At 41.4% G+C, this 16,823-nt stretch carries 15 protein-coding genes; 14 read left to right on the top strand and 1 reads right to left on the bottom strand.

Annotated features, from left to right (window positions below):
• Positions 1-139 precede the first annotated feature (139 nt).
• The 6 genes from prmA (at position 140) to purD (ending at position 7,208) form a co-directional block, all read left to right on the top strand.
• The gene (gene prmA, locus TW85_RS08915) at positions 140-1,027 is read left to right on the top strand and encodes a 50S ribosomal protein L11 methyltransferase (RefSeq protein ID WP_046016777.1); all 888 of its coding nucleotides are present in this window, start codon (positions 140-142) and stop codon (positions 1,025-1,027) included.
• A gap of 146 nt (positions 1,028-1,173) precedes the next feature.
• Positions 1,174-2,502 (top strand): zinc-ribbon and DUF3426 domain-containing protein, encoded by a 1,329-nt coding sequence (locus tag TW85_RS08910; protein ID WP_046016776.1) that lies wholly within the window; start codon positions 1,174-1,176, stop codon positions 2,500-2,502.
• A 331-nt stretch (positions 2,503-2,833) separates the two neighbouring features.
• The gene (gene dusB / locus TW85_RS08905) at positions 2,834-3,805 is read left to right on the top strand and encodes a tRNA dihydrouridine synthase DusB (RefSeq protein WP_046016775.1); all 972 of its coding nucleotides are present in this window, start codon (positions 2,834-2,836) and stop codon (positions 3,803-3,805) included.
• Positions 3,806-3,905: 100 nt separating this feature from the next.
• A complete protein-coding gene (fis, locus tag TW85_RS08900; protein ID WP_046016774.1) occupies positions 3,906-4,184 on the top strand; it encodes a DNA-binding transcriptional regulator Fis in 279 nt (92 codons plus the stop codon).
• An 83-nt stretch (positions 4,185-4,267) separates the two neighbouring features.
• Entirely contained in the window at positions 4,268-5,845 is a 1,578-nt protein-coding gene (gene purH / locus TW85_RS08895; RefSeq protein WP_046016773.1) for a bifunctional phosphoribosylaminoimidazolecarboxamide formyltransferase/IMP cyclohydrolase, read from the top strand.
• A 73-nt stretch (positions 5,846-5,918) separates the two neighbouring features.
• Positions 5,919-7,208, top strand: coding sequence for a phosphoribosylamine--glycine ligase (gene purD, locus TW85_RS08890; protein ID WP_046016772.1), 1,290 nt, complete (start codon positions 5,919-5,921; stop codon positions 7,206-7,208).
• 85 nt (positions 7,209-7,293) lie between these two features.
• Here the strand turns inward: purD and TW85_RS08885 are convergent, their stop codons facing one another.
• Complete coding sequence (locus TW85_RS08885; protein ID WP_046016771.1) at positions 7,294-7,545, bottom strand: hypothetical protein; 252 nt, start codon at positions 7,543-7,545, stop codon at positions 7,294-7,296.
• Positions 7,546-7,604: 59 nt separating this feature from the next.
• On the opposite strand from TW85_RS08885, the gene TW85_RS08880 reads away from it, so the two are divergent.
• From TW85_RS08880 to yfaE, 8 genes are all read left to right on the top strand, one after another.
• Entirely contained in the window at positions 7,605-9,875 is a 2,271-nt protein-coding gene (locus tag TW85_RS08880) for a 7TM diverse intracellular signaling domain-containing protein (protein ID WP_046016770.1), read from the top strand.
• A 64-nt stretch (positions 9,876-9,939) separates the two neighbouring features.
• Complete coding sequence (locus TW85_RS08875; RefSeq protein WP_046016769.1) at positions 9,940-10,281, top strand: histidine triad nucleotide-binding protein; 342 nt, start codon at positions 9,940-9,942, stop codon at positions 10,279-10,281.
• 69 nt (positions 10,282-10,350) lie between these two features.
• Positions 10,351-10,983 (top strand): 2-polyprenyl-3-methyl-6-methoxy-1,4-benzoquinone monooxygenase, encoded by a 633-nt coding sequence (coq7, locus tag TW85_RS08870; RefSeq protein ID WP_046016768.1) that lies wholly within the window; start codon positions 10,351-10,353, stop codon positions 10,981-10,983.
• Positions 10,984-10,985: 2 nt separating this feature from the next.
• Complete coding sequence (pdxH, locus tag TW85_RS08865) at positions 10,986-11,627, top strand: pyridoxamine 5'-phosphate oxidase (RefSeq protein WP_046016767.1); 642 nt, start codon at positions 10,986-10,988, stop codon at positions 11,625-11,627.
• A 209-nt stretch (positions 11,628-11,836) separates the two neighbouring features.
• Positions 11,837-12,595 (top strand): heparan-alpha-glucosaminide N-acetyltransferase, encoded by a 759-nt coding sequence (locus TW85_RS08860; protein ID WP_238326191.1) that lies wholly within the window; start codon positions 11,837-11,839, stop codon positions 12,593-12,595.
• Positions 12,596-12,898: 303 nt separating this feature from the next.
• Positions 12,899-15,166: a class 1a ribonucleoside-diphosphate reductase subunit alpha gene (nrdA, locus tag TW85_RS08855; RefSeq protein ID WP_046016766.1), complete on the top strand. Its 2,268-nt coding sequence runs from the start codon at positions 12,899-12,901 to the stop codon at positions 15,164-15,166.
• 171 nt (positions 15,167-15,337) lie between these two features.
• Positions 15,338-16,471 (top strand): class Ia ribonucleoside-diphosphate reductase subunit beta, encoded by a 1,134-nt coding sequence (gene nrdB, locus TW85_RS08850; RefSeq protein ID WP_046016765.1) that lies wholly within the window; start codon positions 15,338-15,340, stop codon positions 16,469-16,471.
• Positions 16,472-16,488: 17 nt separating this feature from the next.
• Positions 16,489-16,776: a class I ribonucleotide reductase maintenance protein YfaE gene (gene yfaE, locus TW85_RS08845; RefSeq protein WP_046016764.1), complete on the top strand. Its 288-nt coding sequence runs from the start codon at positions 16,489-16,491 to the stop codon at positions 16,774-16,776.
• Positions 16,777-16,823: the final 47 nt, after the last annotated feature.

Genomic DNA, 16,823 nt, shown 5'->3' with positions numbered 1-16,823 from the left:
AAACAAAATCAATATACGCACTCTTTCTGTTCTTTTATTATGTGATTAAACAGGAAGTTGATAATGCTATACCGCTTGATCAACAAAACCATTAGGTTGATATTTCACCTAACAAGCATAACAAACAGGAAAACACTATATGCCTTGGCTTCAAATCCGCGTTCAGAGCACGCCAGAACAAGTACCAGAATTAGAAGATCTTTTGCTCGGCTGTGGCGCTATGGTTGTTACATTTGAAGATGTAAATGATGACCCTGTTTATGAGCCAGAATTAAACACAACACCGCTTTGGAACCACACACGTGTTACCGGCCTCTTTGAAGCGGATGCTGATGTAGAACAAATTCGCCCTCTGATCGATGAAAAAGCAACCGAGCTTAAAACAGATTTAGCGACTAAAATCGAAATTTTAGAGGATAAGGACTGGGAACGTGAGTGGATGGATAGCTACCACCCTATTCAGTTTGGTGAACGTTTATGGGTATGCCCAAGCTGGCGAGAGATTCCTGACCCAGAAGCCGTTAACCTTATGTTAGACCCAGGCTTAGCTTTTGGTACAGGCACACACCCAACAACAGCACTTTGCCTTGAATGGTTAGATAGCCTAGATTGCCATAATAAAACCATTATAGATTATGGCTGCGGCTCAGGAATTTTAGGTATAGCTGGCCTGTTACTAGGGGCGAGCAATATGGTCGGTATTGATATTGACCCTCAAGCTGTTCAAGCCACTCAAGATAATGCTGAACGCAACAAGATTGATGCGAAACGCATTGAGGTAAAACTGCCACCTTATGAAAGTGACCTTCAAGCAGAGATTGTTGTAGCAAATATTCTAGCTGGCCCATTAGCCCAACTTGCTGACACTATTTCAGCACTTGTTGCTACGGGTGGCCAACTAGCTCTTTCAGGCATTTTATCAAACCAAGCCCAAGAAGTGATTGATGCTTACAGCCCTTGGTTTACAATTGAATCAGTCGTTGAAAAAGAAGATTGGATCCGCATTGTCGCAACCAAGAACGCTTAACAAGACACTATTGCTTACCATACTCAAGATGATAAGCAATATAAAAGAAAGGCTTTTGTTGACATAGTTTTTGCCCAAATAAGCCATCCCTTTATTTTTAGGCAAAACTTTTTATTATTTTAATCGAGTAGACGAATCGCTTTATTATGCCAGACAGTATGATTACCCAATGCCCAAAATGCTCCACCGCTTTTCGAGTAAGTGCTGATGTACTGACTATGGCAAAAGGTAAAGTACGTTGTGGTCAGTGCTTCCACATCTTTGAAGCACAATCCCATGCTACACAAACATTGGATAGTTCAGCATCAGCATCAGACAAAACGCCAACGGCTAACAACAAAACAAAAAGTAAAAAAACGACAAAAGCAAAACCGAAAGAAGCAGCACCTAAAGAAGCGGCACCTAAAGGCCATAGTCCAAACTTATTTACCGCTGCGGATGATGACGACATAGTTAACCCTGATTGGTTAAACACTCTCATCTCTGATGATGACTTAGAAACACCTGATAACAGTAACAAAACCTCTGACTCGGCATCCGAGCAGCCATCAGAAGACAAAACACGCAAAGTTAACGCTAAGGTTTTAAAAGCCGAAAAAGAACCTGCGCCATGGGAGCTTGAACTTGCAGAACTTGAAGCAGCCCAAAGCCAAGCAAAATCCAATCAAGCAAAAAGCAAAACCAGCACACAGGTTAAATCTACATTAAGCATGGATGATGATGACTTCTTCCTTGATGCTAAAACCTTAACCAGTCCACAAAAGCCACAAACTACAGCCTCAAGCAAACAAACAGTCAACACAAGTGAAAGCCCCACAAAACCTGCGGCTGAACCAGAATATATGCAAGCACTTCAAGAGCTTGCTCAGTCTGTTTCTCAACAAGAAGGCAGCAACAGCAATCAAGGCCTACAATTTAACCATGATGTATCCCACAACTTAGGGGAACTAATGGATGATCCGGAGGATAACGGTGAAAGCAAACCAAAGCATACGTGGCGTTGGGTGCTTGCTTGTTTTGCTTTAATCATTATTAGCGCAGTGCAATTAATCGTTGTTAATTACGAGACTGGCAGCCGCTCAGCTTCTTTTCGACCTATCTATAATATTGTCTGCTCTTATTATGGCTGTGTGCTACCTATATTTGAGGATGTGAAAGCCATTGATATCCAACATGTCAGAGTACAAAGCCATCCAACCAAAGAAAATGCATTAGTAGTTAATGCGATCATGACAAACCACAGCAATTTCTCACAACCTATGCCTAAGATAGCCATGGAGTTTTACGACTTAAATGGCAGCCCAGTTGCCGCTCGACTTTTCTCTCAAAAAGACTTTCTCGATAAAGACTTTTTAGACATTACCTATATGCCGCCGAAAACCCCTATTCATCTGGTTATTCCAATTGCAGATCCAGGTGCAACAGCGGTTACTCATAAGCTAAAAGTATATCGTGCAGAAACGCGTTCTTATTAGAATCAGCGCCTCCCTCTTATCTATTTAAGAGGGAATGACAAAGCAAAACCCCTAACATCAGATAAAACTAATATTATTCTCCTCCCATCTTGCGCTCAAGCTGACGCGCTAATCACCCTTTATATTCAGCGCAATTAAAACAAGACTAAAATTAACGCCTGACTCGAGCTAATTGTTTTAATAGACTTTTTAAACTAATAATCGAAAAAGCACAAAAAACAGTCAATTTTATGCATGTCAAGACTTCAAAAATACCCTTGGCATAGGTATTATTCACGCCCGCTCGACGCTGTAACTGATCTTTAACAATACCGTACCAGTAAACAGGAATATCATGGCTTTCGCTATCGGTCCTTATTCTATTTCATCACCTGTAATTCTTGCCCCTATGGCTGGCATTACGGATATCCCTTTTCGTCGCCTTTGTCATCAACAAGGTGCCGGTCTAGTGGTATCTGAAATGGTTACATCTGATGTGAGATTATGGAACACCAACAAAAGCCGTAATCGCCTCGTACATGATGCAGAAGTCTCACCAAGGTCAGTTCAAATTGCTGGCGGAGATGCTGACATGATGGCACAGGCAGCTCGTCAAAACATTGAGTTTGGCGCCCAGATTATTGATATTAATATGGGGTGTCCAGCCAAAAAAGTATGTAATAAAGCAGCAGGTTCTGCTCTATTAAAAGACGAAGCTTTAATCCGTGACATACTGGAAGCGGTAGTAGAAAGTGTCGATGCACCAGTGACGTTGAAAATTCGTACTGGCTGGAGTGAAGATCAAAAAAATGGTTTACGCATTGCTAGAATGGCAGAAGATATAGGCATCCAAGCCCTAGCAGTACATGGCCGCACTCGAGCATGTAAATTTCAAGGTAATGCTGAGTATGACACCATAGCAGAAATCAAACAGGCTCTCTCAATTCCTGTTTTTGCTAACGGTGACATTAATGATGCCCATAAAGCAAAATTCGTGAAAGATTATACTGGTGCTGATGGCATCATGATTGGACGCGCAGCTCAAGGCAGACCTTGGATTTTTCGAGAAGTCGCACACTTTTTAGAACACAATGAAGAACTTGCAGCGCCAACTTTAGATGAAGTAAAACAACTGGTACTTTCACACGTAGCAGCACTCCATCAATTTTATGGCGATTATTTAGGTGTTCGGATTGCGAGAAAGCATGTGGGTTGGTATCTACGTACTTTATCGGATCAGAGCACATTTAGAGCTGTTTTTAACCGTATTGATAATACGAGTGAACAGCTTGATAAATTAGAAGATTTTTTTGTCGGTCAATAGTCCTACAGAATTTGCACATAGTCGATAAAGCAAAAGTAGCGTCACCCATTTTTGCTTTGTTTGCTAGAAATTGGTTAGCTTTAAACTAAAAGGTTTTTCAGTGGTAGAACAAATTAACACTCAATCGTTTCAATCAACCTCTTCTGAACAGTCACATACACTGCGTGACAATGTCGATAGAGCGTTACAGAATTATTTTGCTCATCTTGATGGGCAACCCATTACTGACTTATATCAGTTAGTACTAGCAGAGGTAGAAGCACCTTTACTAGAGTCAGTGATGAGCTTCACGAAAGATAATCAGACTAAAGCGTCTGCTATTCTTGGCTTAAACCGAGGTACGCTGCGCAAAAAACTAAAGCAGTATGGCATGTTATAGTTTCCAAAAAAGGGCGTTTTCGACGCCCTTTTTTTGTTTTTCTACCCCGTTCTTTGGCTAAATAAATAATTGAGAAATCCACGATGGCAAATCAAAACCCAGTTACTCCGATTAAACGCGCACTAATCAGTGTTTCCGACAAATCAGGCATTGTTGCTTTTGCTGAGCAACTTGTTGCCCAAGGCGTTGAAATTCTGTCTACTGGCGGCACTTTCAAACTTTTAACAGAATCAAATGTTAAAGCGACCGAAGTGTCTGATTACACAGGCTTCCCTGAAATGATGGACGGCCGTGTAAAAACCTTACACCCTAAGATTCATGGCGGTATTCTTGGTCGCCGTGATCTTGATAAAAACATCATGTCAGAGCATGGCATTGATGAAATCGATATGGTGATTGTGAACCTATATCCTTTTGAGGCGACTATTGAACGTCCTGATTGTGATTTACCTATGGCAATAGAGAACATCGACATTGGTGGTCCAACCATGGTTCGCTCTGCGGCTAAAAACCATAAAGACGTTGCTATCGTTGTTAATCCGAATGACTATGAAGGCATTCTTACTAGCCTAAAAGAAAATGGCGGCCTTAGTTACGAACAACGCTTTGACCTAGCTGTACAAGCATTTGAGCATACCTCTCATTATGATGGCGCCATTGCTAACTTCTTAGGCAAAAAAGTATCTGGTGGCAGCGAAGACTTTGCTCGTACTTTCAACTTGCAATTCAACAAGCAAGAAGAAATGCGTTACGGCGAGAACCCTCATCAAAAAGCCGCTTTCTATGTTGAAGCTAATCCACAAGAAGCGTCTATTAGCACAGCAAAACAAATTCAAGGCAAGGCACTGTCTTACAACAACATCGCCGATACTGATGCAGCACTTGAGTGCGTAAAAAGCTTTACAACACCAGCTTGCGTTATCGTTAAGCACGCCAACCCATGTGGCGTCGCTACTGCTGAAAGCCAACTAGCAGCGTATGACAAAGCTTTTGCAACGGATCCTACCTCTGCTTTTGGCGGCATCATTGCTTTCAACCAAGAGTTGGATGCAGAAACTGCAAAAGCCATTGTAGATCGCCAATTCGTTGAAGTAATCATTGCCCCTAGTGTCAGCGCTGAAGCCGCTGAAATCGTTAGTGCGAAACAAAATGTTCGCCTTCTTAGCTGTGGTCAATGGCAAGCTGATAAACCAGCTGCACTTGATTACAAGCGTGTTAATGGCGGTTTATTGGTTCAAGATCGTGACGATGGCAACATCACACTAGCAGACCTTAAAGTCGTTTCTAAACGCCAGCCAAGTGAAACAGAACTAAATGATCTTTTATTTGCTTGGAAAGTTGCTAAGTTTGTTAAATCCAACGCCATTGTTTACGCTAAAGCAGGCCAAACAATTGGTGTGGGCGCAGGCCAAATGAGTCGCGTTTATAGCGCTAAAATTGCAGGCATTAAAGCGGCTGACGAAAATCTACAAGTTGAAGGTTCTGTGATGGCATCTGATGCCTTCTTCCCTTTCCGTGACGGTATTGATGCTGCCGCTGCCGCAGGTATTTCTGCAGTTATCCAACCAGGTGGCTCTATGCGTGATGAAGAAGTTATAGCTGCAGCAGATGAAGCTGGCATGGCGATGGTCTTTACTGGCATGCGTCACTTCCGCCACTAAGCCAAACAAAATTAATTAACATTGTGATAGCAGGTGGTGTAAAGCACCATCTGCAAACTCAAGGAGAAATTCCATGCAAGTATTAGTTATTGGTAATGGCGGTCGCGAACACGCTCTGGCTTGGAAAGTCGCAGAAGCAAAAGACATCACTAAAGTGTTTGTTGCTCCTGGAAACGCTGGCACAGCACTAGAAAACAAAGTAGAAAATGTTGATATTGGTGTTACTGACACTGACGCATTGGTTGCTTTTGCATTAGAAAACAAAATTGACCTTACGATTGTTGGCCCTGAAGCACCACTTGTTATTGGCGTAGTCGATGCATTTGAAAAAGCTGGCTTGGCTATTTTTGGCCCGACAGCGGCAGCAGCACAGCTTGAAGGCTCAAAAGCCTTTACCAAAGACTTCTTAGCACGTCACAACATTCCGACTGCAGCTTATGGCAACTTTACTCAAATTGACGAAGCTGTCGCTTATATCAAGCAACAGGGTGCACCAATTGTTGTTAAAGCCGACGGTTTAGCAGCAGGTAAAGGTGTTATCTTAGCGCAAACAGAAGCTGAAGCGATCGCTGCGGTTGAAGACATGCTACAGGGCAACAGCTTTGGCGATGCTGGTAGTCGTGTCGTTATTGAAGAGTTTTTAACCGGCGAAGAAGCCAGCTTTATCTGCATGGTAGATGGCGAAACGGTTCTACCTCTTGCCTCTAGCCAAGACCATAAAGCACGTGATAATGGCGACCTTGGTCCAAACACTGGCGGCATGGGTGCGTATTCTCCAGCCCCTGTTGTTACCCCTGAAATTCATGATCGCATCATGAACGAAGTCATTATGCCAACCGTAAAAGGCATGAATGCCGAAGGCAATCGCTACCGTGGTTTCTTGTACGCAGGCGTAATGGTTGCCGCTGATGGCACACCAAAAACACTTGAATACAATTGCCGTTTTGGTGATCCAGAAACACAACCTATTTTAATGCGTTTACGTTCCAACCTAACTGAGCTTTGTTTAGCCGCTATCAATGGCAAACTAGATCAAGTTTCTGCTGATTGGGACCCTAGAGCCAGCGTAGGCGTAGTACTTGCTGCCGGTGGTTACCCTGAAGCTTACGCTAAAGGTGATACTATTTCTGGTCACGATGCACAGCTTCCTAGCCATCAAAAAATATTCCACGCTGGCACACGCCAACAAGATGGTAATGTTGTGACTAATGGTGGCCGTGTTCTATGTGCAGTTTCTCTAGGTGATACTGTTTCACAAGCACAGGCTGCCGCTTATGATGTTGTAAACAAAGTAAGCTGGGATAAGGTTTACTTTAGAACAGACATTGCTCACAGAGCAATTAAGCGCGAACAATCAAACTAGTTTGAAAAAGCGTTCATAGCTTAATTAAGCACAAAAAAACCGTGACCTCAAAGTCACGGTTTTTTTATATCTTGACTAAACCCTACTACCTCTTAAGTTGCTCAGCTTTTTTATCTAACCAACGTCTTAACAATCGACCTAATTCCAATAGTATCAAGCCAAAAATAACGCCTCCCATCCAATCAAGCGCTAATAAAAAGCCTAGCGCGGAAAGCAAACCATACCCGTATAATAAATTTGTTCTCAGTGACGGCTTTGTAGCACGGGTAAACCAAGTAATCGCCAGTAAGGCAAAACAAAAATATAAATAATACTCAAGCAAAATCGGATATAGCATTTAATCCCCTATCTAGTTAATAATATGGCTTTGACAACTCTTGTTCATGGACTAACACAGTGATCATTCGACTCTGCATTGTATTTCTTTTGTTTTTATCAAATCAGGCATTTGCGCAATTTGAAGTCAGCTTGTTAGATAACCGTAATTCCCGTGTTGATATTGGTTTAGTAGGTGATTACCTGCATGACCCTTCTGGCCAATTAAATCTCGCTCAACTCATGAATGAGAAATATAGCTCACAATTTTTACCTATCAATAAAAGCTTTATGCAATTCGGCCTCAATGAAGGCAACATTTGGATTCGAGCCAAACTTGCAATACACCTAACTGAACAAAACAGTCTCGCACTTCAAGTCCAAGCGCCTAGACTGCAAATTCTCGATATCTATATGCCCCATCTAAGCATAGCTTTTCCCATTGCAGAACTGGGGGAGTTACGCCCTTATAGTAATAGACCACTTAACCATCCTCACTATTTAGTACCGTTTCCTACCCGAAACCCACCTATTACTAATGTGTATATTAAGCTGGCTTCCAGTACACCCATTAATGCTCAAATTGACATTTTACCACTCAATGATATCGCCAGTGACTTTCAGGTTGAGTCCTTAATTACCGGAATCTTAATTGGTATTATCGTATTACTAATGGCGGCAAATATTTTATTCTTTTCCTTTTCCCGTAACCCCATGTATCTATTTTACAGCATGTTACTGGCGGGGATGATTATCTTACATCTCTCTTTACATGGCTACCTGATCCAGCTTTTCCCCAATAGTATTGGCATTCAAATACGAAGCTATAATTTTGCAGCACTCTTCTCAGCGATGGCTTTGGTATTTTTCTCTCGTTATTACCTTGATAGTAAAAACACCTTACCGAAAATTGATAAATTTTTAGTTGCCTTAGGCATAACAAATGGCGCTCTCGCTCTACTCTATAGCTTGGCACCAGATAGGTTTAGTATCTTCCTCTTATCAACAGCGACGGTGACAACAGTAACCAGCTTAACCATTTTAAGTATTATCGCTAGCTTCAAGCACATTCCATATTCAGGCTATTACTTAGCCGCTCGCCTCTTGCTCTTTATTGGCCATAGTTTTTGGATACTAACCATGTATGGCATTCTTGCTAGCCCTACCTTCTTTATTTGGGGATTAATGGTCACGGTTATATTAGAGGGCTTAATTCACTTTGTTGCCATGCTACTAAAGCTCAACTCACTCAATGGCAGCCGCATTGAAAAAAGCAATTTTCATGACTCTCAGTTATTCGACTTTGTGAATGACTTGGCCTCAAGAATGCGCCGCCAGACCAATATTATCAGTGGAGCCTTTAACGAAAAGGACAAACTCAATACTGACTTATCATCAGATAACAAAGATACCGCCTTACTTGCGAACCGCAATTTAGAGAACATGCTAGAAAGGTTAGATAACCTTGGGCAAATGAACACCAACCTCAAAGATACATCAAGTGACTTTGCTGACATTGATACTCTAATTGATGAGACACTCAATTTATTCCATGAAATAGATCAAGACGGTGTCTTAGTTGAGATTAATACAGCTAATACTCAAGCCTACGAGCAAATTGACCAAGGTAAAAAGATCCAACATTTACTCTTAACATTATTGTTAGAACTAAAGCATTATGGAGATAAGGCATTAACTATCACCTTAAAAAAATTGGATGATAACAGAGACAACCTAAGTCATTTAGATATCAGCATCTCCCCTTTACCAAGACGCTTCACCCAACTACAGGACCATCTACTTAATCTTGGCCTAGGTTATGTGGAATATTTACTAAGCAGCATGCATGGAAAAATGAGCATTTCGGGCGATAAACAGCAAAGACGCCTTAATATACATTTTCCTGCTAGATACCGAATTCAAAGCCGCCTACCTGACAATGACCTTATTTACGCTTGCCAGTTGTTTATCATGGGGAATGATTCAATTGCTTGCCAAAAGCTATTAAGCTTATTACAGTCTTGGCCAATTAATATTATACAAATTAAGAACATCAGCGAGCTCTCATCACTACAGCCAGCTCAAGCAGATAAGAAGGTTATAAATTTGGTTGTATTGTTTGAACACGATGGCTACATACCACAGCTTGTTGTTCGCCAGATAAAACCACTACTAAGATTAGAAGATCAGTGCTTACTGGTAAGTGACAATGTTAAAATGCCCAAAGATTTTGCTCTTACCTTAGGTTTTGATGAGCTAATACACACACTAGAGCTGCCCCAGCAGCTTAAACACACCATTACCCGACTCACAGCAAAAGGTTTACGCTTACAAAAAGCAACCCTGCTCTAAGTCAAGATGAACCAGCTTAAAGCTTGCTTCAATGAAGCGAGTCACAGACTATTACGGAGTTAATATGGATTGCTTATTTTGTTCCATCAGTGCGGGAAAGATCCCTGCTACTGTGCTTTATGAAGATGATGATGTCATTGCATTTGAAGATATTATGCCGGCAGCCCCAGTACATTTTTTGGTCATCCCTAAAAAGCATATCAGCACACTCAATGACCTCACCGAGGAAGATATTCCATTAATCGGTAAAATGCATTTTGTTGCCAAAACGATTGCAAAAGCTAAAGGAGTGGATGAATCAGGTTTTAGAACTGTGATGAACTGCAACCAAGACGGTGGCCAAACCGTATATCATATTCATATGCACGTACTTGGTGAACGCAAGCTGACTTGGCCACCAGGTTAGCAATAGACATTTTCCTTTCCTTACAGATATGAGGGAAGTCACACAGAAGAGTATTACCAGAGTTTATTTATGATGTCTTTTATTGATAACAGCATTTTAAATCTTGACCGAGCATTACGCACTCTTGTCCCTAATGCCGCAAAAGCCAACCGTCCTTCGCCAGCAAATACAGTGGATGAAACACCTATGGATGAGCAAGACAAGCGTCATAGTATAGGCCTAATGCGGATTAATCATACTGGTGAAGTCTGTGCTCAAGCCCTTTATTCTGGCCAAGCCCTAACGGCGAAGTTATCCAGTGTTAGAGAAGAAATGGATGAGGCCGCAGCTGAAGAGATCGACCACCTTGTTTGGTGTGAACAAAGGCTGCATGAGCTTGATAGCCATACAAGCCTACTCAACCCTTTATTTTTTGGTGCCTCTTTTGCAATCGGAGCAGGTGCAGGTTTAATCAGTGATCGTCTAAGCTTAGGTTTTGTTGCTGCAACAGAAGAGCAGGTCTGTCTTCATATAGACAAGCACCTAGACTCTCTGCCCCATGAGGATGAAAAGAGCAAAGCGATACTTAACCAAATGCGTATTGATGAAGCTAAACATAAAATTGCAGCTTTAGAATCGGGTGGTTTAGTTTTTCCTGAGACCGTAATGAAAACCATGACTTTAATTTCCAAAGTGATGACAAAATCGACTTATAGAGTTTAATTATGAACCGAGATATTAGTGCTATTCGACGTGATTACCAATTCAAAGACTTATTAGAAGATGAGTCTAACCTTGATCCAATGGCGTTTTTTGACGCCTGGCTAAAAGACGCTATAGAAGCTTGCCCGAATGATCCAACCGCTATGGTATTTAGCTCTGTGGACCAAACAGGTGCCCCCCACTCTCGCATAGTGCTACTGAAGCAAAGAGATGAGCAGGGCTTCTCCTTTTTTACTAACTATGACAGTGATAAAGGGCAGGATCTTGCAAATAACAATAAGGCCTGCATGAATTTTTTCTGGTCTGAATTAAGTCGCCAAGTGCGTATAGAAGGCGAGATAGTAAAAGTATCTCGCAAAGTGTCTGAAGACTATTTTGCTTCGCGCCCTCAAGGCAGCAAGTTAGCGGCATCTGTCTCTCCACAAAGTCACACAATAGAAAGAGATGAACTGCATAAACGTTTTCATGATCTGGAACAGAAAATACAAGAAGACACAGTACCTTGCCCAGAAAATTGGGGTGGATATGTTTTAAAAGCAAATTTCATTGAATTCTGGCAAGGCAGACCAAGTCGCCTGCATGACCGCCTATGTTATAGGCTCGATTCAAATGACCATTGGGTAAGGTCTCGTAAAGCGCCTTAATCTTAATTTGTAATACTCAATATCCTAATAGGTATTGAGTATTCATTCCCACCTTGGTGCTTTTAAGTCTCCAAAGCTTATATCACAAATCCTATCCAGCTCTATTTTCGGCTTCTGCCATTGCGTATAATAAATCTAGGCGCTTTTATCCACACGCTGAGGCGGGAGGACTTATTCGCAGGTTCCTTAAACGTTTACCAAGGTAAGATATGAAATCTCTCTCTCAGAAATGGATATCATGGACAGGCTATAACAAGCATACTTCAACTCAGCGCAGTTCTAGTCTTGATATATATCGAGGCATCGCCGTTTTACTCATGATTGTCTTCCACCTTTGCTGGGATTTACGAGAGTTTGACTATATAGACTATTCACTAAGAGACCCTTTCTGGGTGGGATTTCGTAGCGTTATTATCACCCTATTTATGACAGCTGTTGGTTGGTCGACCTATATCAGCTGCCAAAATGGCTACCAATGGCCGAACATTTTCAAACGACAATTCAAGCTCTTCCTGGCTGCCGGTGGTATCTCACTGGCGACTTACTTAACTGTGCCCCAAAATTGGATCTTCTTTGGCATCTTACATTTTATCTTTTTAGCGAGTTGGCTAGTGCTTCCAGTTGCTAGAAAGCCTTGGTTGAGTTTGGCCATAGGCATAGGCCTACTTGCCGCCTACTTTGGTATAGACAGTGTTCGTAACTTTAGTTTGCATACTTATCTCACAGGCGAGTTTGGTTTCCCTCAACGTACTCTAGATATAGTGAATCTATTCCCTTGGATTGGCGTTGTATTTCTCGGTCCTATAATGGGGCATTTCAAACTTCATAAAATGCGTCTTCCTAGTGTGCTAAATAGTAAATTGCTTACCTTTTTAGGTAGGCATGCCCTACCCGTTTACCTTTGCCACCAACTTGTGCTCTATACTTTGGTCGCCTTATTTAGCCAATTCGTTCTGTTGGTATTTTGACCAAAGAACAACTAGTTGAATATTTTTAAATCAGTCATGAATTGGCTCAAAAAAATTAAAAATTTAATTTAAAAGAGTTGCAATAAGCAGTTAACGAAGACTTAAGGCGGCTCAAGTAAGTAACCACTTATTAGTTAAGCAAGACCTAAATTCAGGTCTTTTTCAAGGCTTGATTTTCACCTCAATGCACACTATCGTCTGCATCAACAAATCAAATTAATTACTATATCTAGTGCTTCATATTGGATTAAGACACTAGATACAGTATTTTAAATCAAATCAGCATTTATCTTAGGCATGGGCATGACCACACTGACAGTCACTAAGCGTAACGGCGAAACAGAGTCGATTAATCTAGAAAAAATACACAAGGTTGTAACATGGGCTGCAGAAGGCTTAGACAATGTTTCTGTTTCTCAAGTTGAACTAAAAGCACAGATTCAATTCTTCGAAGGAATCAAAACCACAGACATTCATGAAACACTAATAAAGTCTGCTGCGGATCTGATTTCTGAAGATACGCCTGATTATCAGTACATGGCAGCACGCCTTGCTATCTTCCACTTACGTAAGAAAGCATTTGGCGAATTTGAACCGCCACATTTACTTGCCCACGTACAAAACCTAGTAGAACAAAAGCGTTATGATGCTGATATTCTAACGGCTTATACAGCAGAAGAGTTCGACCAGCTAAATAGCTTCCTAGATCACAGCCGTGATATGAACTTCTCTTACGCAGCAGTGAAACAACTTGAAGGTAAGTACCTAGTTCAAAACCGTGTCACAGGTGATATTTACGAAAGCCCTCAGTTCATCTACTTGTTAGTTGCAGCTTGCTTATTTGCAAACTACGACACGAGTGTTCGTCTTGATTATATCCGTCGTTTTTACGATGCCGTATCTAATTTCAAGATTTCACTACCAACGCCTATTATGGCGGGCATTCGTACACCAACCCGTCAATTCAGCTCATGTGTCCTAATTGAATGTGGTGACTCTCTAGATTCTATCAATGCAACTTCTAGCGCAATTGTTAAATATGTAAGTCAGCGTGCTGGTATTGGCGTGAATGCTGGTGCAATTCGTGCGCTAGGAAGTGCGATTCGTGGTGGTGAAGCTTTCCACACAGGTTGTATTCCTTTCTACAAACACTTCCAAACAGCGGTTAAGAGCTGCTCTCAAGGCGGTGTGCGCGGTGGTGCAGCAACCGTTTTCTATCCTATTTGGCACCTTGAAGTTGAAAGCCTATTAGTATTGAAGAACAACCGTGGTGTTGAAGAAAACCGTGTTCGTCACCTTGATTATGGCGTTCAGTTCAACCGTCTTATGTACCAACGCCTTATTTCTGGTGGCAACATTACATTGTTTAGCCCATCAGATGTACCAGGCCTTTACGATGCTTTCTTCGCAAACCAAGAAGAATTTGAGCGTTTATACGTTCAGTACGAAGCTGACGACAGCATTCGTAAGCAAACAATAAAAGCCTCAGAGCTATTCACCTTATTTGCGTCTGAGCGTGCAAGTACTGGCCGTATTTACCTACAAAACGTCGACCACTGTAATACTCACAGTCCTTTCGATCCTGCTGTAGCGCCAGTGAAACAAAGTAATCTATGCCTTGAGATTGCTTTACCGACTAAGCCTTTAGAGCATATCTATGACGAAAATGGTGAGATCGCACTTTGTACTCTATCTGCGTTTAACCTAGGGTCTCTTGAAAGCTTAGATGAGCTAGAAGAGTTATCTGACTTAATCGTACGTGCACTAGACTCCTTGTTAGATTATCAGAACTACCCAGTTCCTGCGGCGCAAAGAGCAACAGACTTACGTAGAACATTGGGTGTTGGTGTTATCAACTATGCTTACTACCTTGCTAAGAATGGCGTACGTTATTCTGATGGCAGTGCGAATGAGCTTACTCACAAAACATTTGAAGCGATTCAGTACAACTTACTTAAAGCGTCTAACAACTTGTCTAAAGAACGTGGTGCATGTGAAGCTTTCCATGAGACCACATACTCTAAAGGCATTTTGCCAATCGATAGCTATAAGAAAGAAATCGACAAAGTTTGCTCACCAGAACTGTATTATGATTGGGAAACTTTGCGTAAAGACATCGTTGAACACGGTCTACGTAACTCAACACTGACAGCACTTATGCCATCTGAAACCTCGTCTCAGATCCATAATGCAACAAACGGTATTGAGCCACCACGCGGTTTCGTCTCGGTTAAAGCCAGTAAAGACGGTATCCTAAAGCAGGTAGTACCAGAATTTGAACGCCTTAAAGATGAGTATGAGCTATTATGGTCTATCCCATCTAATGATGGTTACTTGCAGCTTGTTGGTATCATGCAAAAGTTTGTTGACCAAGCAATTTCGGCTAATACAAACTATGACCCAGCTAAGTTCGAGTCTTCAAAAGTGCCTATGAAGCTACTTCTTAAAGACCTTCTAACTGCTTATAAACTGGGTATTAAGACCCTCTATTACCATAACACCCGTGATGGTGCAGACGATCAGCAAGATGACTTAGAAGATGATTGCGCTGGTGGTGCTTGTAAAATATAGGCTCTCCAGGGCCTGTATACTCATGACACCGAGTCAAATTTAGCCATATCATAGTTTAAAAACGCAGCACAAAAGACACCTTGTGCTGCGTTTTTATGTGATAATTAACACATGTTAAACTTGTGTTTACTCAGCCATACCTGCAAACCGATTAAAGGACACCTTATTTAAATGAGCTACTCTACTTTCAACCGCAAACGCTTTGATAGTATGAAAGAACCTATGTTCTTTGGTGAGAATGTTAACGTCGCACGTTACGACCAACAAAAGCACCCTATCTTTGAGAAGCTCATTGAAAAGCAATTATCTTTCTTTTGGCGTCCTGAAGAGGTTGATCTATCTTCAGATAGAAAAGACTTCCAACGTCTTGAAGCACACGAGCAGCACATCTTTTTGAGCAACCTAAAATACCAAACACTACTAGACAGTGTACAAGGCCGCTCACCTAACGTTGCCCTTTTACCTATTGTTTCTATTCCTGAACTTGAAACTTGGATTGAAACTTGGTCTTTTAGTGAAACTATTCACAGTCGCTCTTACACTCATATTATCCGTAACATTGTTAATGACCCAAGTTTGGTTTTCGACGATATCACTGAAAATGCCGAAATCACAAAACGTGCTGAAAGTGTTTCAAAATGGTATGACGATCTCATCTTGTTAGTCGGTTTATACAACACCTTAGGCCCAGGCGTTCATAATGTTCCAGGCAAAGGCGAAGTTGATGTAAACATAAAAGCGCTTAAAAAAGCCCTTTATCTAACCATGGTGTCAGTCAATGTATTAGAAGCCATTCGCTTCTACGTGAGCTTTGCTTGTAGCTTTGCTTTTGCAGAACGTACCTTAATGGAAGGTAATGCAAAAATTATTAAATTGATTGCCCGTGATGAAGCCCTACATTTAACAGGGACTCAACACATACTCAATTTGATGGCATCAGGCAAAGATGATCCAGAAATGGAAGAAATTGCAAAAGAGTGTGAAGACGAAGCCTACCAAATCTTTTTTGAAGCAGCAGAGCAAGAAAAAGAATGGGCAAGTTACCTTTTCAAAGATGGCTCTATGATTGGTTTGAATGCACAAATTCTAGGCCAATATGTTGAATACATTACTAACATTCGTATGCAAGCCATTGGTTTATTACCAACCTTTGAAACCAAGCATAACCCTATCCCTTGGATTAACGCTTGGTTGGTTAGTGACAATGTACAGGTTGCACCTCAAGAAGCAGAAATCAGCTCTTACTTAGTCGGCCAAATCGATAACGATTTGGATGAATCTGATTTTGATGATTTCGACCTTTAATAAGGAAGACAGCTTTAATGACAGCAATTTCTAACAACCAAGACCTATTACATAGGGTACTTTTGGGAAAGAAAGAAATTCTTGTTACTGAAGACGAGCCTCTACTTGCTCAGCTTGAACGCGCTGGTATTCTCGTTGAATACCAGTGTCGTGAAGGCTACTGCAGCTCATGCTCCCTTAAGCTTCTACGAGGCAATGTAATCTATTTAGAAGAGCCACTGGCTTGGGTACAAAGCGGCTATCTACTCGCTTGCTGTGCCATCGTCAAAAGTGATATCGAAATCGCTTTTTTTAGCAATGACTAATATCTGACTCCACTCCCTTTTATTTTTTTAGCAATCCGACTCAAATT

Origin of the sequence: Marinomonas sp. S3726, assembly GCF_000967665.1 — a bacterium.
Taxonomy (GTDB): domain Bacteria; phylum Pseudomonadota; class Gammaproteobacteria; order Pseudomonadales; family Marinomonadaceae; genus Marinomonas.
Note: the sequence above shows the minus strand (reverse complement) of the source record. Positions and strands in the feature narration are given on the sequence as shown.